Consider the following 25,971-nt stretch of genomic DNA (forward strand, 5'->3'; position numbering starts at 1 on the left):
CAAAACCGTTGTGCCACGTCGCCTTTTTTGGAGTGGCCCTCGAATGGGGCCGTATGTCCCAGGACATCGTCGAACGTGTAGACGGACTGGTCCACCCGGAGACGCAGGTTCGCGACCACGGCATCGACCTGACCGTGGGCGCCATCCACGAGGTCGTCGGGCCGGGGCGCATCGACTTCGGCGAGAACGAACTCGAGGAGGCCGAGTTCGAGCCCCACGAGCTGACGACCCGGAACCCCGACGACGACTACCAGTGGTGGGACCTCGACGCGGGGCAGTACGTCGTCCAGTACAACGAGTTCATGGTCGACGAGGGCGAGGCTCGCCTGCTCCTCCAGCCCCGGAACAAGCTCATGGCCCGGGGGGCCTCGCACCCGACGGTGACCATCGGCGACCACCTGCCCCTGATGCCCCTGTCGGTCGGCGGTGCCGGCCTGAAGGTCAAGGAGAACGCCCGCATCTCGACGCTCGTCCCGGTCCACGCCGGCCCCGGCGCGCTCGGCGACGAACCGCTCGACGACGAGACGACCGTCGTCGAGGAGTAACCACCGCCACCTCCTTTCGCGGCCGGCGTTCTGCTCGGCAACCGCGCCGTGTGCCCCGGTACCAACCATTAAGCCCTCTTCTCCCGAACTATCACACGGGTGTTACTCCCAATGAGTGCAAAGAAAATCCTGCTGCTGGCCGGTGACTTCGTCGAGGACTACGAGATAATGGTGCCCTTCCAGGCGCTCCAGGCGGTGGGCCACGAGGTCCACGCGGTCTGTCCCGAGAAGACAGCCGAGGACTCGGTGAAGACCGCCGTCCACGACTTCCGGGGGGACCAGACCTACCTCGAGACTCGCGGGCACGACTTCGCGCTGAACGCGACGTTCGCCGACATCGACCCCGCCGACTACGACGCGCTGGTCGTACCCGGCGGGCGCGCGCCGGAGTACCTCCGGAACTACGAGGAGGTCATCTCGGCGGTCCAGCACTTCTTCGAGGCCGAGAAGCCGGTCGCCTGCATCTGTCACGGCGCACAGATCCTCGCGGCCGCCGACGTCATCGAGGGCTACGGCTGCACCGCCTACCCCGCCCTGAAGTACGACGTCGAGGCGGCCGGCGGCGAGTGGCACGACGGCGTCACGACCGACGGGAACCTCGTGACGGCGCAGGCCTGGCCGGACCACCCCGAGTGGCTCTCGCAGTTCCTCGACGTGCTCGGCACCGAGGTAACGCACCGGGAACCCGTCACCGCGGACGACTGAGTGCGGCCACAGTACCCACGGGACGCGGCGAACTGATATATCCGCCCGGCGTATCTCTGTCATGGAGACAGGGTCCCGGGCTCCCGCTGTCGGTGTTCTCAGCCTTCACAGCAGCAAGGAGACCAAAGCCATCTGCAACGCCCTCGTCGCCCTCGGCGCCGACGCCGAGTGGCTTCGCGAGGAGAACACGGCCATCCGGATACGAGACGGCGAGGTCGACCTCGACCCGCCGGTCGACGTGGTGGTGAACCGACTGTTGCTCTCGAAGGCGGACGCACCACTCGAGGAGCTGTGCCTGGCGAACCGGCTCGCGCACCTGCGGCCGACGCTCAACCACCCGGAGGACGTCATGACGGCGCTCGACAAGTACGCGACCGCCATCGTCCTCGCCCAACACGGCATCCCGGTGCCGGACGCGCTGCTGGCGCTCGATTACGACGAGTTCAACGAGTCGCTCCAGGCCTTCGGCGAGAAGGCCGTCTACAAGACCGCCATCGGGACGAACGGGGCCGGCACCTGGCTCGTCGAGACCGACGAGCAGAAGACCCCGACGGTCGGCATGAAGCAGGCGTTCCTCCAGGAGTACGTCGAGACCACGGGCGAGCGCCACCGCGACATGCGGGTGTACGTCGTCGGCGACGAGGTCGTCGGGGCGATGTTCCGGTACGCGCCGCCGGGCGACTGGCGGACCAACGTCGCTCTCGGCGGCGAGGTCGAGGACGCCGGCGACGCCCTCACCGACGAGGTCGCCCGCATCGCGCTCGACGCGACCCGGGTGCTCGACCTCGACTACGCCGGCGTCGACCTGGTCGAGGGGCCGGACGGCTGGTGCATCCTCGAGGTCAACCCGACCGCCGGGTTCAGGGGGCTCTACGAGGCGACGGGGCGCTCGCCGGCGCCCTACATCGCGAAACTGGCCATCGAGGCGGCCGGCGGGACGGTCGACGACGAGCGCGTCGCCGAACTCGCCGCGACGCTCGACGATTCCATCCCCGCCTGCGCGCCGCTGGCGGTCACGGATGGGGCGGAACCCGCCACCGTCGGCTACATCGAGGAGGTGACCGTCATCGGGACGAGCGGGGCCGAGACCATCTACGCGAAGTCCGACACCGGTGCGGGCCGGACCAGCATCGACACCCGACTCGCGGCCGCCATCGGGGCCGGGCCGGTCCGGAACAGCATCCGAATCAAGTCCGGGAGCCTGAAGGCCGGTCGCGTCCGCCCCATGGTCGACGTGGTGGTCGACCTCGGCGGCGAGCGCCACACGGTCCAGGCCAGCGTCGAGGACCGCAGCCACATGGAACACCCCGTCCTGCTGGGGCGAGACGTGCTCCAGTACTATCACGTGGACATCAACTCCCGCGCCGACGGGAGCGCCTGAGGAAGCTAACCGCCAGCAGGCGGCCGGGTGACTCCCCTACAGGGCGGACATTTCGTTACCCGGTGGTGACAGGGTGACTAGGTGTTGTTTTCGTCACCCGGGACCGCGCAAGCTATACCGTGTCACACCCTATCTATGTGCATGGATACCGGCGGGAGGGACGACATGGATCCCTTCTTCGAGGAGTTCGAGAGGTTGTTCAGCGACGCTCTGGGGGGTCGCTTCGATAGCAGCGGCTGGCTCTCCGACAGGATTCTCTGGAGCGTATACCAGGAAGAGAACGTGATCTTCGTCGTGGCGGACGTGCCCGGCGGGGTCGACCGGGAGGACATCGCCATCCGATGTACGGGTCGGACCGCGTCGCTACGGGTGAGTCACCCGTACGCCGGCGAGTGGTCGGTCTCGTTGCCGACCACCGTCGAGACGAGTCCGGTCAGCACCCGCTACAGCAACGGCGTGCTGGAACTCGTCTTCGAGAAGGCACCGACCGTCACGGTCGAGTAGCGCCACGTCTCTTCTCTCGTCACGACCCGGTGAGCCGACGGCTCGCGTGGGTGGCAGGACTCCCGACGGTGCTACCGCACCGGGTGGCGGTGCTACCGCACCGGGTCGGCCGCCGCCACGAGCGCCGCGACTCGCTCCTCGGCGACCGGGTTCGTGGTCTCGCCGCCGTCCTTGAGCGCGGTCCCGACGATGACGCCGTCGGCCAGGTCGAGGGTCTGGGCGACGCTCGACTGGGTGACGCCGCTGCCGACGAACAGGGGGACCTCGGGGAACTCCTCGTCGAGCAACGTCCTCGCGTCCTCCAGCACGGTGTGGGAGGTCGGGTCGCCCGTCCCGCTCCCCGAGACGATGATGCCGTCGGCGAGGCCGCGCTCGCAGGCGTCGGCCAGTTCCTCCTTGAGGGGTCGGTCGCCCAGCGAGGTGGCGTGCTTGACGCCCACGTCGACGAGGACGGCCACGTCGGCGTCGAGCCGGTCGCGCAGCCGCAGGGTCTCGTGGGCCTGCCCCTGCAGGAGCCCCTGGTCGGTGACGGTCGCACCGACGTGGACGTTGACACGGACGAAGTCGGCGTCGACCGCGGCCGCGATGGAGAGGGCGGCGTCGGCGTCGTTCCGCAAGACGTTCACGCCGACCGGCACGTCGACCGCGTCGACCAGTTCCTGGCAGAGGGCGGCCATCTGGGCGACCACGTGCTTTGGCACGTCGTCGGGGTAGAACGGGGCGTCGCCGAAGTTCTCGACCATGATGGCGTCGACGCCGCCGGCTTCGAGGGCGCGGGCGTCGGCGAGCATGGTTTCGCGGATGGCCTCGCGGTCGCCGTCGAACCGGGGCGCGCCCGGCAGGGGCGGCAGGTGGACCATACCGACGACCGGCTTCGCGGTACCGAAGAGGGACTCGCAGTGCATGTCCCGCGGTTGCGCGGCCACCGCGATAAACGACGCCTTTCTGCGTCTGCTGGCCGGGCGGGTCGTCCCACTACCGGCAAAGGCGGCTGTCTCCGGCACGGGTTTTTGAGGGGCCGGCCAACCCCGGGCAATGAGCGACCTCTTCAGTTCCCTCTCGATACGCCAGACGACGGTCCCGAACCGCGTGATGGTCTCCCCGATGTGCCAGTACTCCTGCGAGTTCGACGGGCTGGCGACGGACTGGCACGAGCAACACCTGGGCAGCCGGGCCGTCGGCGGTGCCGGCATCGTGATGACCGAGGCGACCGCGGTCACCCCGGAAGGACGCATCTCGCCGCGCGACCTCGGCATCTGGAGCCAGGAGCACGCCGACGCCCTCGCGCCCATCACCCAGTTCATGCGCAGCCAGGGCTCGGTTCCGGCCATCCAGCTCGCCCACGCCGGCCACAAGGGGACGAAGACCCCGCCCTGGGAGGGCTCGGAGCCGGTCCAGCCCGGCGAGGGCGGCTGGGTCGCGCCCTCGCCCTCGGCCGAGGCGTACCCCTACGACGACGACAAGCAGGTCGAGACGATGTCGACCGGGGCGGTCGAGCAACTGGTCGACGACTTCGCGCGGGCCGCCGAACTCGCGCTCGACGCGGGCTTCGAGATCGCCGAGGTCCACGCCGCCCACGGTTACCTGCTCCACGAGTTCCTCTCACCGGTGACGAACCGGCGCGAGGACCGCTACGGCGGCGACTTCGAGGACCGGACCAGGGTCGTCCGCGAGGTCACCGAGGCGGTCAGGCAGGTGTGGCCCGACGAGAAGCCCGTCTTCGTGCGTGTCTCCGCCACGGACTGGCTCCCCGACCGCGAGTCTTGGGACGTCGACCAGACGGCCCGGCTCGCCGGCGACCTCACCGAGCTGGGCGCGGACCTCGTCGACGTGTCCGCGGGCGGGCTCCACCCCGACCAGCAGCTCCCCGACACCGGCCCGAACTACCAGGTCCCCTTCGCGGAGCGCGTCGGGGCAGAGACCGACGCCCTCGTCGGCGCGGTCGGTGGCATCACGAACGGCCAGCAGGCCGACGCCCTCATCCGGAACGGCCGGGCCGACCTCGCCATTGTCGGCCGCCAGCACCTTCGGGACCCCTACTTCACGCTGCACGCCGCCGAGGAACTGGGACGCGAGGACGCGGTCGAGTGGCCCGTGCAGTACCGGCGGGCGGTGTAGGACCGACCGACAGCCCCCGACACGATTCCCGGGGTCGTTTCAGACCCGTGATTATCCGGGTCAACTATCATTACACTCTCGGGAGAAGTGCGAACCGTCATGCCTGTCGATGGCCACAACCTCTCGGACTACGAGGCACGGCGCGAGAACTTCTCCTGGGACGATATCTACGCGGAGGCCGACTGGGACGCCCCGGAACGACTGAACATCGCCCACGAGGTCTGCGACCGCCACGCCGAGGACCGGTCGCGGGTCGCGCTCTACTACGTGGGAACCGACGGGGAGTCGGAGACCCTGTCGTTCTGGGAGCTCCGGGACCGCTCGAACCAGTTCGCGAACGTCCTCGACGACCTCGTGGACCAGGGCGACCGCGTCTTCTCGTACATGCCGCGGGTGCCAGAGCACTACATCGCGCTCGTCGGGACACTCAAGACCGGCGCGGTGTGGGGGTCGGTGAACGAGCGCTTCGGGCCCGACGGCATCTCCTACCGGCTCGACGACTGCGACGCGAAGGTGGTCGTCACGACCGCCGAGAACCGCGACACCATCGACCGGGCCCTCGAAGACGCGCCCTCGGTCGAGCACGTCATCGTCCTCTCCGAGGACGGCCGGGGCATCCGGCAGGGCGACATCAGTTTCCGCGCCGCCGTCGAGGAGGCGAGCCGGGAGTACGAGCCCGCAGAGACCGGGGGCGAGGACGACGCCCTGCTCTACTACACCAGCGGGACGACCGGGCTCGCGAAGGGCGTCCAGCACAGGCACCGGTGGGTCGCCGGCGTCGCCGCCACCCAGCGGTTCGCGGTCGACCTCCAGCCCGACGACCTCTACTGGTCGACCGGTGACCTGGGCTGGCTCACCGGGCCCATCAACACCCTCGGCGCGTGGTTCTGGGGTGCGAGCCTGTTCACCTACGAGGGCGAGTTCGACCCCGAGACGTGGGCCGAGTTGCTCGACGAGTACCCCATCTCGGTGCTGTTCTCGGTCCCGACCGCCTACCGGATGCTCCGGGCCAACGAGGAGGTGCTGGACGGGACCTCGCTGGACCTGCGCCACGCGCTCTCCATCGGGGAACCGCTTTCGGGTGGGGTCGTGGAGTGGGCCGAGGACCGCCTCGGCGTGACCGTCCACGACACCTACGGCCAGACCGAGACGGGCAACATGATCATCAACAACTACCCGACGATGGAGGTCAAGCCCGGCAGCATGGGCCGGCCCCTGCCCGGCATCGAGGCCGCGGTCGTGGACCCCGAGACGGGGGAGGAACTGGAACCGGGCGAGACCGGCGAGATCGCCCAGCGCGGGGACTACCCCTGCTTCTTCGCGGGCTACTGGCAGAAGCCCGAACAGACCGAGGACTGCTTCGTCAACGACTGGTACCTGTCGGGGGACCTCGCGCACGTCGACGAGGACGGCTACTTCTGGTTCGAGGGCCGCGCCGACGACGTCATCCTCTCCTCCGGCTACCGCATCGGCCCCTTCGAGGTCGAGTCCTCGCTGGGTGAACACCCCGCCGTCGCGGAGGCCGCGGTCGTCCCCAAGCCCCACGAGGAGCGCGGCAACATCGTGAAGGCCTACGTCGTCCTGACCGACGAGTACGATGGGTCCGAGGCGCTGGCCTCGGAACTGCAGGACCACGTCAAGGAGGAGCTCTCGGCCCACGAGTACCCGCGTGAGATCGAGTTCGTCGACGAACTGCCGAAGACGGTGACCGGGAAGATCCGCCGGACCGAGCTGCGGGACCGGACCGAGGACCCGACGGCCTGAGGACCCGACGGCCTGAGGACCCGACGGCCTGAGGACCCGACGGCCCGCCGGCTCTCTGGCGAGTCGCCTCTGCAAAAAACCGCTATCTCTCCTATTCGTCCGTGCGTTCTATCGCGTCGACCTGCTTCTGCTGGACCGTCATCGCGCCCACCGTCCCGCCGAGGACGAACAGCAACAGGGCTGCCAGCAGGGCGAACGGCGGGAACAGCACCATCACGAGCAGGACACCTCCGAACCCGGCGAGGACCGTCGCCTGGACCAGTTTCGACGTCCTCGCCCGTGCCAGATACACCGGGAACAGCAGGATGCCCATGACGACCGATACGAACTCGGCGAGTCCCCCCAGAACTCGTCGTACTCCAGTGGTGCGCGACCCCCCAAATTGTCGCATGGTATAAATCTAAGCGACACCGGTTTATCTCGTTTTCCCGGGGATGTGCAGGTGTTTCGCGGGTAAGACGGTGAGCCGCGGGAACTTACCTCCCAGTAAGCGAGAGTGTTCGAGCGCGGCCTACTCGTCCGTCCACTTGATGGAGCAACCCTGCGACGGCTGCCACTCAAGGTCGACCGCCTCGCCGGCCAGCATGGCGTCGATGGCCTCCCGGATGTGGAAGCGCGTCGGCTCGGCGTCGGGGTTCATCGCGTCGTCGAGGCGACCCTGGTAGACCAGTCTGAACTCGCCGTCCTCGCGCTCGAAGAGGAACGGGTCGGGCGTGCAGACCGCGCCGTAGGCCCGGGCGACCTCCTGGCTCTCGTCGCGGAGGTAGGCGTCGTACTGGATGCGGCCCTCCTCGGTCCACTCCTGCATGGCCTCGAAGGAGTCGTCGGGGTATTCCTCGGCATCGTTCGGGTTGATGCCGACGACGGCCACCTCGTCGTACTCCGCGGCCAGGTCGTTCAGCAGGTCGAACTTGGCCTGGGCGTACGGACAGTGGTTGCACGTGAACACGACCAGCAGGCCCTCGTAGTCGCTGAAGTCGTCGAGGGAGTACGTCTCGCCGTCGACGCCGGGGAGCTCGAACGCGGGTGCGGCGTCGCCCTTCTGCATCTCGGTGTCGGATTCGAGCAGAACCATGCGAGAGGGTAGTCGGGCGCGGTGTTAGTGGTTTTCGCTCGGCGAGCCCCGCCCGCGTTTCCGTATCAGGAGAAAGATACTTCGTCCCGTGGTCCGCGTGCTAGTGCATGGCAGAGCGCGCGTCGCGGTTCGCACCGAAGCGGTTCGCCGTCGCCCTGGTCACGGTCGTACTCGGGGCGGTGCTCGGGATGGAGTACATCCCGCTGGTCGGGACGTACGTCGGCACGCTGCTCGGGGCGTTCGTCGCCGGGCTCGCGGTCGACGAGAAGCCGACGCTGGAGGCCGGCGTCGCCGCGGTCGTCGCCGTCTTCGGCGTCAGCCTGGCGGCGACGATCATCGGCGAGGGCATCGTGGCGGCCATCATCGCCCTCATCACGGTGAACCCGCAGACGCTCGGCATCGCCGCCGCCCTGAGCTTCGGTGCCGGCAGCCTCGGCGCCCACTTCGGGAACGACCTCCGCGACGGCCTCACCCGGCCGGTCGACGAGTCCGGGCGGCTCCCCGACGACAGATAGCGACCACGCAGGTACGATACCCATGTTCTGGAACCCACGCGAACGCACCACGGGAGGTCGACGATGACCGGGATGGACACCGGCGGCTGGTCCCGCCGCGACCTGCTGAAGAGCGCCGCGACCGGCGGCGTCCTCGCCGGCCTCGGGGCCGTCGTGCTCGACCAGATGAAGCGGTACATCGTCGGGGCGCGCGAGCCGGACGCCGCGACCGCCGCGGCCTCCGTCTCCGACGTGCGCCACGAACGCATCGAACTCGGCGGCGACTCCCCACTGACGCTCGTCGTGGGCGCCTACTCCGACGCGAGCAGCCAGTCCCTGCGCGCTCGCGAGGACGTGGCCTTCGTCCAGCGCGACCGGAAACTGACGCTGTACTCCGCCCCTGACGGGGGCGCCAGCGACCGCACCGCAGGTAATCAGGTCCTCCCGTGGGGCATCGACCGCGTCGACGCCGACGTGGCCCACGCCGAGGGCGCGACGGGCGAGGACGTCGACGTCGGCATCATCGACGGCGGCATCGACCCGACCCACCCCGACCTCGAGGCGAACATCGCGGACCCGTCGGTCGAGGGGAACCACCGGGCGTGGGTCGACTGCCGGGGCGACGGCTGTGACCACCCCTGGGCGGACGACGGCGACCACGGCACCCACGTCGCGGGGACCGTCGCCGCCGGGGACGGCGACAGTGGCGTCGTCGGGGTCGCCCCCGACGCGACCCTGCACGCGCTGAAGGTCTGCGGGGGCGGTGGCGGCTGTCGCACCTCGGACATCGTCGGGGCCATCCGCCACGCCGCCGACGAGGGCTGGGACGTGGTGAACCTGAGCCTCGGCTCCCCGCGGGAGTCGCCGGCGCTCCAGGCCGCCGGCGAGTACGCCCGCGAGAAGGGCGTCGTGCTGGTCGCGGCGGCCGGCAACCGCGGGCAGCCCGACTCGGTGGGCTACCCCGCGGCCTACGAGGAGTTCGTCGCCGTCTCCGCGACGACCATCGACGACGACATCGCCTCGTTCTCCTCGACCGGCCCGGAGGTCGACATCGCGGCCCCCGGCAAGAGCATCTGTTCGCCCGTCAGGGACGGCCACCGGACCCTCGACGGGACCTCGATGGCGGCCCCGCACGTGACCGGCGCGGTCGCCCAGCTGGTGGCCGCCGGATACTCCCCCGAGGAGGTCCGGGACCGGCTGACGGGGACCGCCGAGGACCTCGGCAGGTCCGGCGACGAGCAGGGCGCCGGGCTGCTCGACGTGGCGGCCTCGCTGGACTACGACTCCGGCGACGACGGCACCGGCGACGGGACGAGCTGTCCCGCCGGCGAGTGAACGCTTGCTGTCTCCGGGGGTCCACTCTTATTACCCACCATCCCGAGGGTTCGCGTATGCCCGAACTCACCATCTCCCCCGAACAGCGCGAGTTCCTCGAATCGTTGCGAACCGAGATACAGGACGAGGTCCGCTACGGCCACGTCAGACCGCAGGACGCGCTCCAGTACCTCATCGACCACTACGACGGGGACGACATCGACCTCGAGATGGAGGCCACCGGGGACTCCCCGGCCCAGACCGAGGAGGCCGACTGGTCCGACGACGGCGAGACGGAGCAGGAGGCGGCCGAGGCGGTGGAGGCGGCCGAATCGGAGGACGAGGCCGAGGCGGAGAGCGAGGACGCCGGCAGCGACGACGCGGCGGAGACGGCCGAGGCCGACGGCGGCGCGACCACGTCCTCGACCCCCGATAGCGGCGAGGACCGCCTCAACGCGATGATGAACCTGATGGACACCCACGACGACAAGTGGCGCGAGGCGTCGAAGGAGGACGCCCGGTACGAGGTCGACATGCCGGACGGGACGACCGAGTACGTCCAGACCAAGGACGACGTGCGGGCCCACCTGTTCAAGAACTACTGAGCCGCGGTGCGGCCAGCCCGCGAGCCCCCTCGAGAAGCGGGTGCCAGCACCTGTCAGGCGGGTTTATCTCCTCGGCGAGCGATGTGTTACCCATGGGATTCTTCCAGCGTCTGAGCCTTGGCTGGCGCCTCGCCATGGACAGCCTCGGCGTCCTCCGCCGTGACCCCGAACTCGCGGTGTTCCCCCTCGTCGGGGGCCTCGCGGGTGCGGTGTACCTCGCGCTGCTCCTCGGCGGGGCGGCGCTCGTCGTCGGCACCGACCCCGGCATCCTCGCCTGGGTCGTGCTGTTCGTCCTCTACCTCGGGTCGACGTTCATCGCCTCGTTCTTCACCGCCGGGCTGATGCACGAGGCCCGGGCGTCGATGGAGGGTCGCGAACCCTCGCTCGCGGGCGGCCTCCGGGCCGCCTGGCGCAACGCCGGCACCATCTTCGCGTGGGCGTCCATCGCCGCGACCGTGGGCGTCCTCCTGCAGGTCATCCGCAGCGACGAGGGCGTCCTCGGCGACATCCTCGCGGGCATCCTCAGCGTCGGCTGGAGCATCCTGACGTACTTCGTCGTCCCCGTCATCGTCTTCGAGGACGTGTCTGTCACCGAGGCCATCCGGCGCAGCGGTGACACCTTCAAGCGCACCTGGGGCGAGACCGCGGGGGCGCACTTCGGCGTCGGCCTCGTGAGCATCCTGTTCACGCTGGTCGGCCTCGGGCTGGCCGCCGGCGTGTTCGTCCTCGTCGGCGGGTCGCCGGTCGGCTTCCTCGGCGCGGTCGCGTTCGCCGTACTGGTCGTCCTCGTGACGGTCCTGTTCGGCCAGACCCTCACCGGCATCGCCAAGACCGCCCTCTACGTGTTCGCGACCGAGGGCCGCGAGCCCGAGGGCTTCGAGAACGTCGACTTCGCCCACGCCCGGGCCCGGTAGGCCCGCGGCGTCCCGGCGCCGGCCACCGACCCCGGCGAACCACGACGGGGAAGAAACGCTTTTGACACACCCACGTGCTGTGTGGTAGTATGAGCGCACGGGACGACCTGCTCGACCTGCTGCTGGAGAACGCCCGTCACACGACGGCGGACCTCGCCCGGATGACCGACATGACCGAGGAAGAGGTAGCAGCGGCGATCGCAGACCTCGAGGACGAGGGCGTCGTCCGTGGCTACCAGGCCATCGTCGACTGGGACGAGACGGACCGCGAGGTCGTCCGCGCGACGGTCGAGCTCAACGTCACCCTCGACCGCGAGACGAGCTACCAGGACATCGCAGAGCGCATCGCGCGCTTCCCGCAGGTGAAGACCCTGCGCCTGGTCAGCGGCGACTACGACTTCCTGATGGAGGTCGAGGACGAGTCGATGCACGACGTCTCCATCTTCATCTCGGAGAAGGTCGCACCCGTGCCCGAGGTCACCCAGACGGTCACCCACTACGTCATGACGACGTACAAGGACCGTGGGGTCACGTTCGGTGACGGCGACGACGACGACCGCCTCTCCGTCTCACCGTGACGATGAAGGTCTCAGACAGGGTGTCCTCGGTCCCACCGTCGGGTATCCGCAAGTTCTTCGAACTCGCCGAGGAGCGCGACGACGTCATCTCGCTGGGTGTCGGTGAGCCCGACTTCTCCGCGCCGTGGGCGGCCCGCGACGCGGCCATCGACGCCCTCGAACGCGGGAAGACCAGCTACACCGCCAACCGGGGCAAGCGCGAGCTGCGCGAGGAGATAGCCCGCCACGTCGCCGACCGGTACGACCAGCACTACGACCCCGACGAGGAGATACTCGTCACGACCGGGGTCAGCGAGGGCGTCGACGTGGCCCTCCGCGCGCTGGTCGACCCCGGTGACACCGTGGCCGTCGTCGAACCGGCGTACATCTCCTACGTCCCCGGCGTCATCTTCGCCGGCGGGGAACCCCTTCGCATCCAGACGAAGGAGGAAGACGAGTTCAAGTTGACCCGCGAGGCACTGGCATCGGCCGGCGCCGCCGACGCGGACCTGCTGATGCTCTGTTACCCGAACAACCCGACCGGGGCCGTGATGACGAAGGCCGACCTCGAACCCATCGCCGAGTTCGCCCGCGAGCACGACCTGACGGTCATCTCCGACGAGATCTACGCCGACCTCCAGTACGAGAACGACCACACCTCCATCGCCACCCTCGACGGGATGCGCGAGCGCACCGTCGTCTTCAACGGCTTCTCGAAGGCCTACGCGATGACTGGCCTGCGCCTCGGCTACGCGATGGCCCCGCCGGAGGCCATCGCCGCGATGAACCGCATCCACCAGTACGTCATGCTGTCCGCACCGACGACCGCCCAGCACGCCGCACTGGAGGCGCTGCGGAGCTGTGACGACGAGGTCGAGTACATGCTGAGCCAGTACGACCGCCGCCGGCGGTTCGTCCTCTCCCGGTTCGAGGAGATGGGCATCGACTGCTTCCGGGCGCGTGGCGCCTTCTACGTCTTCCCGGAGGTGCCCGACGGCTACACCTCCGAGGGCTTCGCCGAGGCACTGCTGAAGGAACAGGGCGTCGCGGCGGTCCCGGGTAGCGCCTTCGGGGAGAGCGGCGAGGGGCACCTGCGCGTCTCCTACGCGACCGGCCTCGACGACCTGCGCGAGGCGATGGACCGCATCGAGGCGTTCATCCAGTAGTCGCGCCGGTCCGGTACCGGCCCCTCGATTCCTCTCACGGACCCAACCGTTATCCGCTCGACCAGCGATTGCGCGAACGATGTCGAAGTCTCCGGGACGATACGGGACGCGGGTGCCAGAGAAGACCGTAGCGATACTCTCGACCTTCGAAGGGCGGTCCGGGGTGGCCCACCTGTCGGCGGGGCTGCTCGCCTGTCTGGTCTGGGCGGGTGGCTCCGTACTCCTCGGCGAGGTGGGGTCACTCGTCGCATTCGCGACCGCCGGTGTCGGCTGTGGTCTCGTCCTCGGCGTCGCGTTCACGCGGGCGCTCGGTGGGCCGGTGTTGAACCTGCTCGCGAGCCTGTTCTGTCCGGGACTCCTCGCCGGAACCGGGACAGTTGCGGGGGTGTTCCCCGTCGCGATGCTCTACCGGCTCGACGTGGAACTCGCCCTCGTCCTCCCGTCGTTCCTCGTCACGCTGGGATGCATGCTCGCGTGGTTCTCGGTGCTCGGCCCGGACAGGATAGAGGGGTGGTCACGTCGGCACCTGCCCGCAGCCTTCCTGACTACGGCGACGGACACCTCTCCCTCCGAGTAGCCATCCGCATGGCAGCCCACCAGCTATCCTCGGGCGTGCTTTCAATAGTTGCCGCCCCATTGACCGAGGCATGACAACCCTACTCGTCGGCACCGACCAGGAGGCGACGAGTCACCGGCTCTGTGACTACCTCGAGGACCGCATCGAGACGGTCGAGACGCTGCACGTCGTCAACTCACTCAAGGGTGGCAACGACGACGCGAAGGTCGCGGCGGGGCAGGCCGCCCTCGACGTGTTCACCGACCGCTTCGGTGACCGGATCGCGGTCGAGACCCACCAGTACACCCGGGGCAACGACGCCACGGCCGACCTGCTGACGGCGGCCCGCGAGTTCGACGTGGCCGAGGTGGTCCTCGGCATCGACCAGAAGCGCACGCAGGTGAACAAGCTCATCTTCGGGAGCGTCGCCCAGGCCGTCCTGTTGCAGACGGACCGGCCGGTCGTCGGCGTCCCGCTCCCGCCGGAGGACTGACCATGGCGGCCACCAACAACGGGTCGGAGACGGTGCCGGCGCCGGTCGCGGCCATCGCGGGCGGGCTGGCCGGCGTCACCGTGATGTCGGTCCTGTTCGTCGTCTTCGAGGTCCAGACACGGACGCAGATGGAGCTGTTCCAGGTCGTCGCCCGGTTCGCGGGCGTCCCCGGCCGGGTGTACGTCGGGTTCGCGCTGTTCGTGGTCGCGGGGACGGTCGCGTGGCCGCTCCTGTTCGTCGCGCTGGAGACCTACGTCCCGCTGGAGCTCGACCCCGCGGCGGCCGGGATGGGCTTTGCCACCGTCCTCTGGCTCGCCTTCGTCGTCACCGGCCGCGGGTCGCTCACGGGCGCCATCCTGCTCGTGTACGCGGTGTCGACGCTCATCGCCCACCTCGCCTACGGCTTCACCCTCGGAGCCGTCTACGCCCACCTCACGGGAATCAGACACACCCACTCGTCGACGCCGACCTGAAGGGGTTCCCGACCTGCCTTGGCGCCGCCTATTTCCGGCTGTTCCGTGAAGGTCCTGCCAATGGCCTCCCCGCTCGCGTCCGGGCTCGTCCTCGGAATCCTGGCGGTTCTCGTGCTCGTGCTCGTCGCCGTGGTCGTCGGTCGTCGCTTCGAGGACACGCGATTCGGCGGGACACGGCTCCTCGCGGACGGGGGCTACCTCACCGGGACGAGTCGGCTCACGAACAAGCCGACTGGTCTCATCCGCTGGCTGACGACGGTCGACCACAAGGACATCGGCATCCTCTACCTCGTGTTCGGGACCGTCGCGGCGCTGTGGGGCGGGATGGACGCGATGATGATGCGGACCGAACTCGTCACCGCCCAGGTCGACGTGTGGAACACGGAGACGTACAACCAGCTCTTCACGACCCACGGGCTGACGATGCTGTTCTTCTTCGCGACGCCCGTGTTCACCGGCATCGGGAACTACGTCCTCCCCCTGCTCATCGGCGCGGACGACATGGCGTTCCCGCGCATCAACGCCATCGCGTTCTGGCTGCTGCCGCCGGCGCTGTTGCTGGTCCGGGCGGGCCTCGTCACGGACGTCGTCGGGAAGGCGCTGGTGGCGGTCGGGCTGCCGGCAGCGGCCCTGCTGGAACTCGTCCCGCCGGCCGTCGGCTGGACCATGTACGTCCCGATGTCCCAGTCCTCGGCCATCCCGGGGCACGTGAACCCGCAGGTGTCGACGATGCTCCTCGGGTTGCACCTGAGCGGCGTGGCGACCACCATGGCCGCCATCAACTTCGTCGTCACCATCTTCACCGAACGCCCCGACGAGGTCGGCTGGGACCGCCTCGACATCTTCTCGTGGGCGCTCCTGACGACGAGTGCCATCATCATCTTCGCGTTCCCGCTGCTGGGGAGTACGCTCGTGATGTTGCTGCTGGACCGGACCGTCGAGACGACGTTCTTCACGGTGAACGGGGGCGGCCCGATGCTGTTCCAGCACCTGTTCTGGTTCTTCGGCCACCCCGAGGTGTACATCCTCGTGCTGCCCGCGTTCGGGCTGGTCAGTTTCATCCTCCCGAAGTTCTGCGGCCGCAAACTGTTCGGGTTCAGGTTCATCGTCTACTCGACGCTCGCCATCGGCGTGTTGAGCTTCGGCGTCTGGGCGCACCACATGTTCGCGACCGGGGCCGACCCGCGGGTCAAGGCGTCGTTCATGGTCGTCTCGGTCGCCATCGCGGTCCCCTCCGCGGTGAAGACCTTCAACTGGATCACGACGATGTGGAACGGGCGGGTCCGGCTCACCGCCCCGATGCTGTTCTGCATCGGCAGCATCGCCCTGTTCATCGTCGGCGGCGTCACCGGCGTCTTCCTCGCCTCGATTCCGGTCGACCTGCTGCTCCACGGGACCTACTACGTCGTCGGCCACTTCCACCTCATCATCGTCGGCATCATCCCGTTCTCGATGTTCGCGGCCAGCTACTACTGGTACCCCCTCATCACCGGGCGGCTCTACAACGAGCGCCTCGCCAGGGTCCACGCCTGGCTCAGCATCGTCGGCGTCGCCCTCACCTTCGTCCCCCTGCTCGTCATCGGGTACGCCGGCCTCCCGCGTCGCTACGCCTCCTACCCGGTGGGGTACGAACCCCTCCAGCAGGTCGCCACGGTCGGCGCCTACCTCATCGGGGTCGGCGTCATCCTCTGGCTCTACAACATGCTGAACTCGCTGCGGACCGGCCCCCGCGTGAGACAGGCCGACGTCTGGAACCTCGAGGAGACCGACCAGTTCACCCGGGAGTGGCAGTGGTTCGAGGAGCAACTGGAGAAGCGGCGGGAGGACTGACGGGGGTCGCCGCATCCCCACCGATACCCCTGTGTCACGAGATGACAGGGGAGAGGAAGCTACTTCTCCGCTGGCGGCCATCCTGTATCCATGCCCGACTACCGCCCGCTCTCCGAGGAGGATCGGGAGACCTTCCACGCGTACACGAGCTACGCGTTCCGGCCCCACGAGGAGCCGGACGAGTTCGACCCCGAGGAGGACCACTGGGACCTCGGGGCGAACCGCGCCATCTACGACGGCGACGAGCCGCTCGCGGTCTGCCGACACTACTGGTTCGAGACGACGTGGCGCGGCGTCGACATCGAGTTGCCCGGCCTCTCCGCGGTCGCCTCACCGCCCGAGCACCGCCACGGCGGCAACGTCCGCCAGTTGCTCCTCGACTCACTGCAGGAGTACCGCGAACGCGGTGACCCGCTCTCCGCGCTCTGGCCGTTCAAGTACGCGTTCTACCACAAGTACGGCTGGGACACCACGAACCACCGGGGCGAACTCGAGTTCGACCCCGCGGTCCTCGAACCCATCGTGGCCGACCTCGACGACGAGGGGAGCTTCCGCCGGCTCGACGGCGGCGACTGGGAGGCGGTCGATGCGGTCCACCGCGAACTGACCGCCGGCGAGGACTTCGCCATCAGGCGCTCCGAGGGCTGGTGGCGCCACCGCTGGTTCGAGGGCTGGGACCAGGACCCCTACGTCTACGGCTGGGAGCGCGACGGCGAGATCGCGGGCTACGTCAACTACAAGGTCGAAGACGGCGACGACGGTCGCACGTTCGCGGCCTGGGAGCTCGGCGCCGTCGACCACGAGGCGTACCTGCACTGCCTGCGGTTCATCTACTCGCACGACTCGCAGGTCTCGACGGTCACCCTGCACACCGGGACCGACGCCCTGCTGCTCGACCTCGTCGACGACCCCCAGAACGTCACCGTGACGGAGAAGACCGGGCCCATGGTCCGGGTCGTGGACGTGGTCGACGCGCTGGAGACCATGCCCTACCCGTCGGAATTAGAGACGGGTCTCGTCCTCGCGGTCGAGGACTCGCTCGCCGACTGGAACGACGACCGGTTCGAACTCACCGTCGAAGATGGCGAGGGGACCTGCACGCCGACCGACGCGAGCCCCGACGTGACCCTCGACATCGCGGCGCTCTCCCAGCTCGTCATCGGCTACGCGCCGCTTTCACGGCTGCTGAAGACCGCCGACATCGAGGCCGACGAGCACGTCCGGGAGGACCTCGCGGCGCTGTTCCCGCCGCGGAACGTCTTCCTCCGGGACTTCTTCTGAGGGCTTCGTGGTCGACGCCATCGACCACGCTAGGCCACGTTCTGCTCGTCGTGCAACTCGCCGGCCTCGAAGCGGTCACTCGATAGCGCGCCGATGTCGACCAGCGACGCCTCGCCGTCGAGGACGAGTTCGGCGACGAGCTGCCCGACCGCGGGCGCGTGCTGGAACCCGTGCCCGGAGAACCCGATGGCGTTGACGAACCCGGGTATCGTCTCCTCGACGATGGGGTGGTGGTCGGGCGTGACGGCGTACAGGCCGGCCCACCCGCGCTTGATGCGCGTCTCGGGGCCGAAGTAGCCCGCGTAGTCGGCGGCGTGTTCGACCGCCTCGATCATCCAGTCGAGGTCGGCGTTCCCGTCGAACCCGTCGGGGTCCACGTCGGGGTCCTCGTCGGCGAAGTGGCCGCCGACGATGGCGCTACCCTCGCGCTCGGGGCGGAAGTACGAGCCCGTGTCGAGGTCGATGGTGAGTGGGACCTCGTCCGGGACCGGCGTCTCCGGGTCGACCACGGCGACCTGCCGGCGGCGAGGAGCGACCGGCAGGTCGAGCCCGGCCAGCTCCGCGATGCGGCCCGCCCAGGGGCCGGCCGCGTTCACCACGAAGTCGGCGTCGAGGCGCCCGTCGTCGGTCTCGACGCCGACGACCGCGCCGTCTCGCGTCTCGATGGCCGTGACAGCGGTCTTGGTGCGGACCTCGGCGCCGGCCTCGGTCGCGGCCTGCGAGAACCCCTGGAGGGCTAGGTGCGGGTCCGCGAAGCCGTCGTCCGGGCAGAACGTCGCGGCCTGGAACGGCTCGACGTCGAGTTCCGGGCAGACCTCGGCGGCCTCCGCCGGGGTGAGGAACCGACTGTCGACCCCCTCCTCCTGTTGCATGGCGACGTTCGCCTCGAACGCCGCGGCCGTCTCTTCCTCGCGTGCGAGCAGGAGGTACCCCGACCGCCGGTAGGCGATGTCGACGCCGAACTCGTCCGCGAACGACTCCCAGACCCGGACGCTCTCGCGCGATAGCTGGACGTTGACCCGGGTCGAGAACTGGTGTCTGATGCCGCCCGCCGACCGTTCGGTGCTGCCCGCACCGATGCTGCCCTTCTCGCAGACGACCACGTCGGCCCCGCGGTCGGCCAGCGAGTACGCGGAGGCGAGCCCCACGATTCCGCCACCGATGACGACTACGTTCATGGCCGAACCACGTGGTGCCGGTTGTTAACCGTTGCCGACCCGGCGGTCCGGACCGACCACCCAGAACTAACCCCGCCGGGGTCGTGTCTCGACCCATGGTTCGCATCCTCTCCGACGCAGACGTCGACGCGCTGCTCGACCTCGGCGACCTCCTCGACGTGGTCGAGACGGCCTTCCGCAAGCAGGCGGCGGGCGCGGTCGAACGCCCGCCCAGACCGCACTTCCCAGTCGGGACCGGCCTCGACGCCGACGCGCCCGAGGACCCCCTCGGGACGGGACTGACGATGCCGGCGTACCTCCACGGCGACGACACCTACGCGACCAAGCTCGCCAGCGTCCACGAGGGCAACGCCGACCGCGGGCTCCCGACCGTGAACGCCCAGATCGCCGTGACCGACGCGGCGACCGGCCAGCCCGTCGCCTACATGGCCGGGACGCGGGTGACCAACGCCCGGACCGGCTGCATCGGCGGGAACGCGGTCCGCCACCTGACCGAGGGACCCGTCTCGCTCGCGGTGTTCGGCGCCGGGACACAGGCGCGCTGGCAGACCCGGGCCATCGCGGCCGCGACCGACATCGACTCGGTCGCGGTCTACTCCCCCAGCGACTCCCGGGAGGCGTGTGCCGCGGACCTCGGGGACGAACTCGACGCGTCCGTCCGGGCCGCCGACTCCCCGGCCGACGCGCTCTCGGGTGCCAGCGTGGTCGTCACGGCCACGACCAGTACCGAACCCGTGCTCGACGCCGCCGACCTCGCCGACGGGACCCTCGTCGTGGCGGTCGGGGCGTACACGTCCGAGATGTGCGAACTCGACGCCGAGACGGTCGCCCGGGCGGGGCGCATCTACGCCGACGTACCCGAGGAAGCCGTGGAGACGGGCGACCTGCAGAATCGCGTCTCCGCCGACGACTGCCGTCCCCTCGCGGCCGCCTTCGACGACCAGCCGGTCGGGGCCGACGAGGTGGTCGTCGTCGAGAGCGTCGGGTCGGCCGTCCTCGACGCCGCGACCGCCGGCTGGCTGGTCGAGCGCGCCGCCGAGAACGGGGTCGGGGAGGCGGTCTCGCTCTGACCTGCGGGGGCACGAATCGGCCACGAAACGTATATAGGGTTATTGCGTAGTACGGCACAGTCGCCGAGCCATGCATGCGTCACCCTCGACAGGTCGTGCACGATTCTCGACACACCGGGTGGTCGACGCATGAACGACGGCACACGCACGACGGGACGGTCGCTTCCCATCCTCGACCGTGTCGGTGACGCCTTCTTCGCGCTCGACACCGGCTGGCGCTTCACGTACATCAACGACCGCGCCGAGTCGCTGCTCAAGCGCTCGCGGAAGGACCTCATCGGCCGGGTCATGTGGGACGAGTTCCCCGAGACGGTCGAGACGCAGTTCCCCGAGGGCTTCCACCAGGCGATGGAGACCCAGGAACCCGTCTCCTTCGAGGTGTACCACCACCCCCTCGACACCTGGTTCGAGGCGCGAGCCTACCCCTCCCCCTCCGGGCTCTCGGTCTACCTCCGGGACATCACCGACCGGAAGGACCGCGAGAACGAACTCGCCCAGCACGCCCGCGTGGTCGAGGCGGTCCACGACGGCGTCATCACGGTCGACGACCAGAACCGCATCGCCAGCGTGAACGAGGCCATCGAGACCTCGCTCGGGGCGACGCGGGACGAACTCGTCGGCGAACCCATCCGCCGGCTCCCCGAACTCGCCTCCATCAACGCCGAGGGCGCGATGGCGATGGGCGAGGCCATCGGGAAGATACAGTCCGGCAACGCCCGTCACTCCCGGTTCGAACTCGAGTTCACCAACGCCGAGGGCGAGCAACGCGTCGGCGAGATGCGCATGGTCGCCCTCGGCGAGGGCCAGGCCAGCGTCGCCGGCGTCATCCGGGACGTGACCGAGCAACGCGAGTACGAGCGCATGGTCGGCTCGCTGCACGAGGTCACGCGCTGGCTGTTCCAGGCCGAGGACGCCGCCGAGATCTGCTCCGTGGCGGTCCACGCCGCCGGCGAGATGCTCGACCTGCCGATCAGCGGCGTCTGGCTCATCAACGACGAGGAGGGCGTCCTCGACCCGATGGCCGCCACGATGGACGCCCACACCGAACTCGGCGGGCTCCCGCAGTTCTACGAGGGCGAGGGGCTGATCTGGGACGTCTACCGCGAGGGCGAGGCGCGCGTGTTCGACGACCTCTCCGAGGTGGAGGGCGTCTACAACCCGAACACGCCCCTCGAGAGCGAGATTATCGTCCCAATCGGCCCCCACGGCGTCATGATGACCGGGTCGCTCCAGCCCGACGGCTTCGACGAGACCGACCTCGAACTCATGTCGCTGCTGGCGTCGAACACCGAGGCCGCCCTCGACCGCGCCGACCGCGAGAAACTGCTCCAGGAGCGCAAGCAGAGCCTCGCCCGCCAGTCCGAGCGCCTGCGGGCCGTGGCGAACATCCTCTCGGACGACCTCCAGCGCCACCTCGACACGGTAGCGAGCGAGTTCGCGGGCGAGGAGGAAGCGGGCGCCGCGGAGACGCTCGGGCGCGCCGAAGAGCTGGTCGACGACATCCTCGAGTTCGCCCGCGACCAGACCTCCATCGGCTCGCGCTCCTCGGTCGACTTCGAGAGCGCACTGGCCGACGCGCTCGACGCCTCCATCGCCGAGGACATGACGGTCTACCTCGAGTTCGAGGGCCGCCTCCGGGCCGAGCGCGACCGCTTCGTCCACATGCTCGAGACGGTCTTCAACGACATCACCGCCCGCGCCGGGGACGACGAGGCGACGGTCCGCATCGGCCCCATCGAGGACGACGCGACGGGCCGACCGACCGGCTTCTACATCCTCGACGACGCCGAGAAGATCCCCGAGACCGAGTTCGACCGGGTGTTCGAGCCCGCGACGACCGACGAGTCCGACGCGGTCGGCCTCGGCCTCGCCGTGGCCCGGGAGATCGCCGAGGCCCACGGCTGGGAGGTCGACGTCTCGACCGGGCAGGCCGGGGGCACGCAGTTCTCGCTGACCGGGCTGGTGACCTTCGAGGTCACGCGCCAGTGACCGACGATGCCCGCCGCTGACGACCAGTCGACTGCGGAGGCCACCCCTCGCCCCTGGGAGTACGTGCTGGGGTTCCTCACCATCCCGGCGCTGACCGCGGCGGTGCTCGTCGGTGCGGTCGTCCTCACCCCCGGAGCCCCGTTCTCGTGTGGCTTCGTTCCCACCCGTGCCCCCTGGCTCTGTGACTGGCTGACCGCGTTCCGGGGGAACGTCCTCCTGCTCGCACTCCTCGTCTTCGGGGGGACCACCTGCCTCGCGATGGTCGTCGGGTACTCGCGGGTCCTGCTCGCCGAACTTCTGGACCGGTAAGGCGAGTCTGGCCAGTACCTATGCGATAGTGGTCGTACACCGCCCGTGACGGGAGAACGGGGTCTAGTCGGTCCGCGCCAGATCCTGGCACACGCGCCGGTAGGCGTCGTGGTCCGAGAGTTCGGTGATGGTCTCGTCGATCTGTGCCCGCATCACGTGCAGGCGGTCCTCCAGCCGGGCGTACTTCTCCGACGCCCGGAGTTCGGCCTCGGTCTTCTGGGAGTCCAGCAGCGCCTTCTTCGAGGCGAGCGCGAAGAACTCCTGTATCTGCTCGTCGTAGGTCGAGCGCAACAGGAGCTGGTCGATGGTGTCCAGCAGGTCCGCCTTCGAGACGGGCTTGACGAGGTAGTCGTCGAAGCCCATCTGGATGATGTCGAAGTCGGGTTCGACCGCCGTGACCATCGCGATGCGCGTGTCGAGTTCGCGGTCGCGGATGGTCGAGAGGACCTCGTCGCCGGAGAGGCCGGGCATCCGGCGGTCGAGCAGGACGATGTCGACCTCCTCGGAGATGGCCTCCAGGGCCTGCTGGCCGTTGTACGCGGTCTTGACAGTACAGGCGTCCCTGAGCCACGCCGCGTAGAGGTTCGCGAGGTCGGGTTCGTCCTCGACGATGAGTGCGGTCGGTTCGGCCATCTCACCGCCACCCCGGTGGTCGTCGCATCAGTGAACGTTTGCTACTTCCGATATAAGTAGGTACCGGGCGGGTCCCCGGCGCCGTCACCGGTATCGCCGTCGTCGGTATCGTCGCCTCGCCGTCGCCGCAGTCGTCACCTCGGCGTTACGTCATCTCGCGGTCGATGACACGCCGCAGGTCGGCGACGTCGTCGGCGTCGTACCGCAGGTCGGTCCACGAGACCGCGAGGTCGAGCGCACCGTCGCGGGTACCCGAGCCGATGTGTTCGACCGGGGCGACGCCCTCGAAGGCCTCGCGGACCGCGTCGGGGTCGGTCGTCTGGACCAGGGCACGGCCGGGCTGCTCGTGGAACAGCAGCCCGGTCTGCTCGGCCCGAGGTTTGATACCGCCGTTCTCGGGGAGCTCGACCGACAGGCCGGCGTCCGCGTGGACCATCTCGGCCAGCGCGACGGCGAGGCCGCCGTGGCTCACGTCGTGGACCGCGGCGACGTGGTCGGCGTCGGCCACGTCCGCGAGCGTACCGACGAATTCGGCCGGGTTCGTGGGGAGTTCGGGGAAGGCGTCGCTCCCGCCGATCCGGGCGAGGTACTCCGAGCCGCCGAGGCGGAACTCGTCGCCCGCCGAGAGCGTCCGGTCGCCGACGAGCAGCAGGTCGCCCTCGGGGGCGGCGTGCATCGGCGGCGCCTCGTAGCCCTCCTTCGTGCCGACCATCATGAGCGTCGGCGTCGGCGGGATGGGCCCCGAGGGCGAGTCGTTGTACAGCGATACGTTCCCGCCGACGACCGGCACGGAGAGGTCGGCGCACATCTCGGCGAGGCCGTCGACGATACCCTTGAAGCCGCCGTACACGTCGGGTTTCTCCGGGTTGCCGCCGTTGAGGCAGTCGACCGCCGCGAGTGGGGTCGCACCCTTCGCGGCGATGTTGGTCGCGTTCTCCAGTGCGACCGCGCGGGCACCGTCGAAGGGGGCGCACTCGGTCCAGAGCGGGTCCGAACCGGCCGAGAGCGCGAGGCCCTGGCCGGCCTCGCGGACGGCGACCAGTGCCGCGTCGTCACCGGGGCGGACGCTCGTCCGGTTGCCGACCTCGTGGTCGTACTGGCGGTAGACCCAGCGCTTGGAGGCGGTGGTCGGGCTGCCGACCACGGCCTCGAACGCCTCGGGCAGGTCGGCCTCGGGCAGGTCGGTCTCCGGGACCGTCGGCTCCTCGTGGGGCAGGTCGTTCATCGGCGCACCCTCGCCGAGGTACTCCGCGTCGACCGCGACGACCTCCTCGCCGTCGAACGTACAGACGTAGTCGCCGTCGGTCACCTCGCCGATGACCGAGCAGCCGAGGTCGAAGCGCTCTGCGACCTCGCGCACGCGGTCGACGTTCTCCTCGCGCACCTCGTAGCACATGCGCTCCTGGGACTCCGCGAGGAGGATCTCCAGCGCGTTCATGTTCGGCTCGCGCTGGTGGACGCGTTCGAGCTCGATGTGCGCACCCAGGCCACCCTTGGCGACCAGTTCGCTGGAGGCACCGCCGAGCCCGGCCGCACCGAGGTCGCGTGCGGACTCGACGAGCCCCTCCTCGACGAGGACCTCGTTGGCCTCGATGAGCAGTTTCTCGGTGTAGGGGTCGCCCACCTGGACCGCGGGGCGGTCCTCGGTCTCGGCGTCCTCGCTCAGGTCCTCGCTGGCGAAGGAGGCGCCGCCGAGGCCGTCCCGGCCGGTTCCGTTCCCCACGAGGACGAGCTTGTTGCCCGGCTCCTGGGCCTCGGCCGTGACGAGGCGGTCGGCGTCCAGCAGACCGACACAGGCCACGTTGACCAGTGGGTTCCCCTCGTAGTCGGGGTGGAAGTCGACGCTCCCGCCGACCGTCGGGACGCCGATGCAGTTCCCGTAGTGGCTGATGCCCTCGACGACGCCCTCGAACAGGTACCGGGAGTGCTCGCGGTCGAAGTCGCCGAAGTACAGCGAGTCCGTCAGCGCGATGGGGTACGCGCCCATCGACAGCGTGTCGCGGACGATGCCGCCGACGCCCGTCGCCGCGCCGTCGAACGGGTCGACGTAGGAGGGGTGGTTGTGGGACTCGATACCCATCGTGATGTAGGTGGAATCGTCCAGTGCGACGACTGCCGCGTCGTCACCCGGCCCGACGACGACCTGGTCGCCCTCGCTCTCGAAGGCGGACAGCAGTGGTCGAGAGGACCGGTACGCACAGTGCTCACTCCAGAGGTTCTCGAAGAGCGTGGCCTCGGCCTGTGTGAGGGCACGCCCGAGTTCGTCCTCGATGAGTTCGCGGTCGGAATCGGCGAGGCTCATTCACCCTCATGTCGATACCCACCCGACTAATGCGTTTCCATGTGCACGTTCGTGGATACCTGTGGCGGCTCTCTGGACCGCCTCGTCGGTGGCCAGTCCGACCGGCGGGTCGTTCTCAGATACGAAGAATGACACAGTGTAGCGTGCTTCTCTCACTCACAGCAAATCGGAACCTATGTCGCCGCAGTCTACCGGTTTCTGTGGAGATAACCACACCAGTTCTCAGTTCTGTAGAACCGAGAATTACGTTCTCTTTATATGTTGTGGTGGGGCGTCTGTTCAGGTGTAAGAGGACGATCACAATGGCAACCAACGAACTCAAGTCCGGAAGCAACACGTTCGAAAGCAGACTCGGTGGTATCCACGTCACGGGGAAGGCCCACAGCCTGAGTGCGTGGTTCGTGCTGTCGCTGCGGCTCATGATGGGGTATGCGTTCTTGCACGCTGGCTGGGACAAGATCGTCAAGCCGTTCGATTCGAGCGGCTACCTGGTGCACGCGGCTGGTGCGAACGGGAACCCGCTGGAGTCGATGTTCCTGTGGATGGGCCAGACGACCTGGTTCGTCGAGTTCGCGAACATCGCCGTGCCGTGGGGCGAACTCCTCATCGGTCTCGGGCTGCTGGTCGGCGCGCTGGTCCGTCTCGCAGCGTTCTTCGGAGCGCTCATGATGGCGATGTTCTACTTCGGGAACTGGAGCATCGAACACGGCATCAT

At 69.0% G+C, this 25,971-nt stretch carries 27 protein-coding genes; 21 read left to right on the plus strand and 6 right to left on the minus strand.

Going from position 1 to position 25,971, the window contains the following annotated elements; genetic code table 11:
* Positions 1-53: 53 nt before the first annotated feature.
* The 4 genes from NOV86_RS22890 to NOV86_RS22905 all read left to right on the plus strand — a co-directional run bounded on the left by NOV86_RS22890 (position 54) and on the right by NOV86_RS22905 (position 3,135).
* The gene (locus NOV86_RS22890; protein WP_267644192.1) at positions 54-545 is read left to right on the plus strand and encodes a dCTP deaminase/dUTPase family protein; all 492 of its coding nucleotides are present in this window, start codon (positions 54-56) and stop codon (positions 543-545) included.
* Positions 546-656: 111 nt separating this feature from the next.
* Entirely contained in the window at positions 657-1,250 is a 594-nt protein-coding gene (locus NOV86_RS22895; protein ID WP_267644193.1) for a DJ-1/PfpI family protein, read from the plus strand.
* A gap of 61 nt (positions 1,251-1,311) precedes the next feature.
* Positions 1,312-2,631 carry a RimK family alpha-L-glutamate ligase gene (locus tag NOV86_RS22900; protein WP_267644194.1) on the plus strand — a complete coding sequence of 440 codons (1,320 nt, stop codon included), beginning with the start codon at positions 1,312-1,314 and terminating at the stop codon, positions 2,629-2,631.
* A gap of 141 nt (positions 2,632-2,772) precedes the next feature.
* Complete coding sequence (locus NOV86_RS22905) at positions 2,773-3,135, plus strand: Hsp20/alpha crystallin family protein (RefSeq protein WP_267644195.1); 363 nt, start codon at positions 2,773-2,775, stop codon at positions 3,133-3,135.
* 92 nt (positions 3,136-3,227) lie between these two features.
* On the opposite strand, the gene NOV86_RS22910 is transcribed toward NOV86_RS22905, so the two are convergent.
* Positions 3,228-4,040, minus strand: coding sequence for a BtpA/SgcQ family protein (locus NOV86_RS22910; RefSeq protein WP_267644196.1), 813 nt, complete (start codon positions 4,038-4,040; stop codon positions 3,228-3,230).
* Between the two features lie 130 nt (positions 4,041-4,170).
* Here NOV86_RS22910 and NOV86_RS22915 point away from each other — a divergent pair, with 130 nt between their 5' ends.
* Together NOV86_RS22915 and NOV86_RS22920 are read left to right on the plus strand one after the other, a co-directional pair.
* Positions 4,171-5,253: an NADH:flavin oxidoreductase/NADH oxidase gene (locus tag NOV86_RS22915; RefSeq protein WP_267644197.1), complete on the plus strand. Its 1,083-nt coding sequence runs from the start codon at positions 4,171-4,173 to the stop codon at positions 5,251-5,253.
* 99 nt (positions 5,254-5,352) lie between these two features.
* Positions 5,353-7,017: an acetate--CoA ligase gene (locus NOV86_RS22920; RefSeq protein WP_267644198.1), complete on the plus strand. Its 1,665-nt coding sequence runs from the start codon at positions 5,353-5,355 to the stop codon at positions 7,015-7,017.
* 91 nt (positions 7,018-7,108) lie between these two features.
* Here the strand turns inward: NOV86_RS22920 and NOV86_RS22925 are convergent, their stop codons facing one another.
* Together NOV86_RS22925 and NOV86_RS22930 are read right to left on the minus strand one after the other, a co-directional pair.
* Positions 7,109-7,408 (minus strand): hypothetical protein, encoded by a 300-nt coding sequence (locus NOV86_RS22925; protein ID WP_267644199.1) that lies wholly within the window; start codon positions 7,406-7,408, stop codon positions 7,109-7,111.
* Between the two features lie 120 nt (positions 7,409-7,528).
* The gene (locus NOV86_RS22930; RefSeq protein WP_267644200.1) at positions 7,529-8,092 is read right to left on the minus strand and encodes a thioredoxin family protein; all 564 of its coding nucleotides are present in this window, start codon (positions 8,090-8,092) and stop codon (positions 7,529-7,531) included.
* 107 nt (positions 8,093-8,199) lie between these two features.
* Here NOV86_RS22930 and NOV86_RS22935 point away from each other — a divergent pair, with 107 nt between their 5' ends.
* From NOV86_RS22935 to NOV86_RS22985, 11 genes are all read left to right on the plus strand, one after another.
* Positions 8,200-8,607, plus strand: a complete 408-nt coding sequence (locus NOV86_RS22935; protein WP_267644201.1) for a DUF8526 domain-containing protein — start codon at positions 8,200-8,202, stop codon at positions 8,605-8,607.
* Positions 8,608-8,670: 63 nt separating this feature from the next.
* A complete protein-coding gene (locus NOV86_RS22940) occupies positions 8,671-9,921 on the plus strand; it encodes a S8 family peptidase (RefSeq protein ID WP_267644202.1) in 1,251 nt (416 codons plus the stop codon).
* A 56-nt stretch (positions 9,922-9,977) separates the two neighbouring features.
* Positions 9,978-10,505, plus strand: coding sequence for a hypothetical protein (locus NOV86_RS22945; RefSeq protein WP_267644203.1), 528 nt, complete (start codon positions 9,978-9,980; stop codon positions 10,503-10,505).
* Positions 10,506-10,597: 92 nt separating this feature from the next.
* Complete coding sequence (locus NOV86_RS22950; RefSeq protein ID WP_267644204.1) at positions 10,598-11,419, plus strand: DUF6159 family protein; 822 nt, start codon at positions 10,598-10,600, stop codon at positions 11,417-11,419.
* 89 nt (positions 11,420-11,508) lie between these two features.
* Complete coding sequence (locus NOV86_RS22955) at positions 11,509-11,997, plus strand: Lrp/AsnC family transcriptional regulator (RefSeq protein ID WP_267644205.1); 489 nt, start codon at positions 11,509-11,511, stop codon at positions 11,995-11,997.
* A gap of 2 nt (positions 11,998-11,999) precedes the next feature.
* Positions 12,000-13,142: a pyridoxal phosphate-dependent aminotransferase gene (locus NOV86_RS22960; RefSeq protein WP_267644206.1), complete on the plus strand. Its 1,143-nt coding sequence runs from the start codon at positions 12,000-12,002 to the stop codon at positions 13,140-13,142.
* 79 nt (positions 13,143-13,221) lie between these two features.
* Positions 13,222-13,719: a hypothetical protein gene (locus NOV86_RS22965; protein ID WP_267644207.1), complete on the plus strand. Its 498-nt coding sequence runs from the start codon at positions 13,222-13,224 to the stop codon at positions 13,717-13,719.
* A gap of 70 nt (positions 13,720-13,789) precedes the next feature.
* On the plus strand, positions 13,790-14,191 hold the full coding sequence (locus NOV86_RS22970) for a universal stress protein (protein ID WP_267644208.1): 402 nt from the start codon (positions 13,790-13,792) through the stop codon (positions 14,189-14,191).
* 2 nt (positions 14,192-14,193) lie between these two features.
* Positions 14,194-14,664 carry a DUF6789 family protein gene (locus NOV86_RS22975; protein ID WP_267644209.1) on the plus strand — a complete coding sequence of 157 codons (471 nt, stop codon included), beginning with the start codon at positions 14,194-14,196 and terminating at the stop codon, positions 14,662-14,664.
* Between the two features lie 60 nt (positions 14,665-14,724).
* Positions 14,725-16,494, plus strand: coding sequence for a cbb3-type cytochrome c oxidase subunit I (locus NOV86_RS22980; protein ID WP_267644210.1), 1,770 nt, complete (start codon positions 14,725-14,727; stop codon positions 16,492-16,494).
* A 90-nt stretch (positions 16,495-16,584) separates the two neighbouring features.
* Positions 16,585-17,775 (plus strand): GNAT family N-acetyltransferase, encoded by a 1,191-nt coding sequence (locus tag NOV86_RS22985; protein WP_267644211.1) that lies wholly within the window; start codon positions 16,585-16,587, stop codon positions 17,773-17,775.
* A gap of 29 nt (positions 17,776-17,804) precedes the next feature.
* On the opposite strand, the gene NOV86_RS22990 is transcribed toward NOV86_RS22985, so the two are convergent.
* Positions 17,805-18,953 carry an NAD(P)/FAD-dependent oxidoreductase gene (locus NOV86_RS22990; RefSeq protein ID WP_267644212.1) on the minus strand — a complete coding sequence of 383 codons (1,149 nt, stop codon included), beginning with the start codon at positions 18,951-18,953 and terminating at the stop codon, positions 17,805-17,807.
* Positions 18,954-19,048: 95 nt separating this feature from the next.
* On the opposite strand from NOV86_RS22990, the gene NOV86_RS22995 reads away from it, so the two are divergent.
* From NOV86_RS22995 to NOV86_RS23005, 3 genes are all read left to right on the plus strand, one after another.
* Positions 19,049-20,023 (plus strand): ornithine cyclodeaminase family protein, encoded by a 975-nt coding sequence (locus NOV86_RS22995; protein WP_267644213.1) that lies wholly within the window; start codon positions 19,049-19,051, stop codon positions 20,021-20,023.
* A gap of 129 nt (positions 20,024-20,152) precedes the next feature.
* A complete protein-coding gene (locus NOV86_RS23000; protein WP_267644214.1) occupies positions 20,153-22,012 on the plus strand; it encodes a PAS domain-containing protein in 1,860 nt (619 codons plus the stop codon).
* Between the two features lie 6 nt (positions 22,013-22,018).
* Entirely contained in the window at positions 22,019-22,321 is a 303-nt protein-coding gene (locus tag NOV86_RS23005) for a hypothetical protein (protein WP_267644215.1), read from the plus strand.
* A gap of 63 nt (positions 22,322-22,384) precedes the next feature.
* Here NOV86_RS23005 and NOV86_RS23010 read toward each other — a convergent pair whose 3' ends face one another.
* Both NOV86_RS23010 and purL read right to left on the minus strand, forming a co-directional pair.
* The gene (locus NOV86_RS23010; protein WP_267644216.1) at positions 22,385-22,954 is read right to left on the minus strand and encodes a HalX domain-containing protein; all 570 of its coding nucleotides are present in this window, start codon (positions 22,952-22,954) and stop codon (positions 22,385-22,387) included.
* A 145-nt stretch (positions 22,955-23,099) separates the two neighbouring features.
* The gene (gene purL, locus NOV86_RS23015) at positions 23,100-25,256 is read right to left on the minus strand and encodes a phosphoribosylformylglycinamidine synthase subunit PurL (protein WP_267644217.1); all 2,157 of its coding nucleotides are present in this window, start codon (positions 25,254-25,256) and stop codon (positions 23,100-23,102) included.
* 302 nt (positions 25,257-25,558) lie between these two features.
* Between purL and NOV86_RS23020 the strand changes: the two genes are divergently transcribed.
* Positions 25,559-25,971: DoxX family membrane protein (locus tag NOV86_RS23020; protein WP_267644218.1), on the plus strand; the 413-nt coding region annotated here is incomplete at its 3' end.

The organism is Haloarchaeobius amylolyticus (assembly GCF_026616195.1).
Lineage (GTDB): Archaea > Halobacteriota > Halobacteria > Halobacteriales > Natrialbaceae > Haloarchaeobius > Haloarchaeobius amylolyticus.

What these genes read in the sequence shown, in the direction of transcription:
- NOV86_RS22890 (WP_267644192.1), top strand. Translation starts at nt 54, where the DNA reads ATGTCCCAGGACATCGTCGAACGTGTAGACGGACTGGTCCACCCGGAG.
- NOV86_RS22895 (WP_267644193.1), top strand. Translation starts at nt 657, where the DNA reads ATGAGTGCAAAGAAAATCCTGCTGCTGGCCGGTGACTTCGTCGAGGAC.
- NOV86_RS22900 (WP_267644194.1), top strand. Translation starts at nt 1,312, where the DNA reads ATGGAGACAGGGTCCCGGGCTCCCGCTGTCGGTGTTCTCAGCCTTCAC.
- NOV86_RS22905 (WP_267644195.1), top strand. Translation starts at nt 2,773, where the DNA reads ATGGATACCGGCGGGAGGGACGACATGGATCCCTTCTTCGAGGAGTTC.
- NOV86_RS22910 (WP_267644196.1), bottom strand. Translation starts at nt 4,040, where the DNA reads ATGCACTGCGAGTCCCTCTTCGGTACCGCGAAGCCGGTCGTCGGTATG.
- NOV86_RS22915 (WP_267644197.1), top strand. Translation starts at nt 4,171, where the DNA reads ATGAGCGACCTCTTCAGTTCCCTCTCGATACGCCAGACGACGGTCCCG.
- NOV86_RS22920 (WP_267644198.1), top strand. Translation starts at nt 5,353, where the DNA reads ATGCCTGTCGATGGCCACAACCTCTCGGACTACGAGGCACGGCGCGAG.
- NOV86_RS22925 (WP_267644199.1), bottom strand. Translation starts at nt 7,408, where the DNA reads ATGCGACAATTTGGGGGGTCGCGCACCACTGGAGTACGACGAGTTCTG.
- NOV86_RS22930 (WP_267644200.1), bottom strand. Translation starts at nt 8,092, where the DNA reads ATGGTTCTGCTCGAATCCGACACCGAGATGCAGAAGGGCGACGCCGCA.
- NOV86_RS22935 (WP_267644201.1), top strand. Translation starts at nt 8,200, where the DNA reads ATGGCAGAGCGCGCGTCGCGGTTCGCACCGAAGCGGTTCGCCGTCGCC.
- NOV86_RS22940 (WP_267644202.1), top strand. Translation starts at nt 8,671, where the DNA reads ATGACCGGGATGGACACCGGCGGCTGGTCCCGCCGCGACCTGCTGAAG.
- NOV86_RS22945 (WP_267644203.1), top strand. Translation starts at nt 9,978, where the DNA reads ATGCCCGAACTCACCATCTCCCCCGAACAGCGCGAGTTCCTCGAATCG.
- NOV86_RS22950 (WP_267644204.1), top strand. Translation starts at nt 10,598, where the DNA reads ATGGGATTCTTCCAGCGTCTGAGCCTTGGCTGGCGCCTCGCCATGGAC.
- NOV86_RS22955 (WP_267644205.1), top strand. Translation starts at nt 11,509, where the DNA reads ATGAGCGCACGGGACGACCTGCTCGACCTGCTGCTGGAGAACGCCCGT.
- NOV86_RS22960 (WP_267644206.1), top strand. Translation starts at nt 12,000, where the DNA reads ATGAAGGTCTCAGACAGGGTGTCCTCGGTCCCACCGTCGGGTATCCGC.
- NOV86_RS22965 (WP_267644207.1), top strand. Translation starts at nt 13,222, where the DNA reads ATGTCGAAGTCTCCGGGACGATACGGGACGCGGGTGCCAGAGAAGACC.
- NOV86_RS22970 (WP_267644208.1), top strand. Translation starts at nt 13,790, where the DNA reads ATGACAACCCTACTCGTCGGCACCGACCAGGAGGCGACGAGTCACCGG.
- NOV86_RS22975 (WP_267644209.1), top strand. Translation starts at nt 14,194, where the DNA reads ATGGCGGCCACCAACAACGGGTCGGAGACGGTGCCGGCGCCGGTCGCG.
- NOV86_RS22980 (WP_267644210.1), top strand. Translation starts at nt 14,725, where the DNA reads ATGGCCTCCCCGCTCGCGTCCGGGCTCGTCCTCGGAATCCTGGCGGTT.
- NOV86_RS22985 (WP_267644211.1), top strand. Translation starts at nt 16,585, where the DNA reads ATGCCCGACTACCGCCCGCTCTCCGAGGAGGATCGGGAGACCTTCCAC.
- NOV86_RS22990 (WP_267644212.1), bottom strand. Translation starts at nt 18,953, where the DNA reads ATGAACGTAGTCGTCATCGGTGGCGGAATCGTGGGGCTCGCCTCCGCG.
- NOV86_RS22995 (WP_267644213.1), top strand. Translation starts at nt 19,049, where the DNA reads ATGGTTCGCATCCTCTCCGACGCAGACGTCGACGCGCTGCTCGACCTC.
- NOV86_RS23000 (WP_267644214.1), top strand. Translation starts at nt 20,153, where the DNA reads ATGAACGACGGCACACGCACGACGGGACGGTCGCTTCCCATCCTCGAC.
- NOV86_RS23005 (WP_267644215.1), top strand. Translation starts at nt 22,019, where the DNA reads ATGCCCGCCGCTGACGACCAGTCGACTGCGGAGGCCACCCCTCGCCCC.
- NOV86_RS23010 (WP_267644216.1), bottom strand. Translation starts at nt 22,954, where the DNA reads ATGGCCGAACCGACCGCACTCATCGTCGAGGACGAACCCGACCTCGCG.
- purL (WP_267644217.1), bottom strand. Translation starts at nt 25,256, where the DNA reads ATGAGCCTCGCCGATTCCGACCGCGAACTCATCGAGGACGAACTCGGG.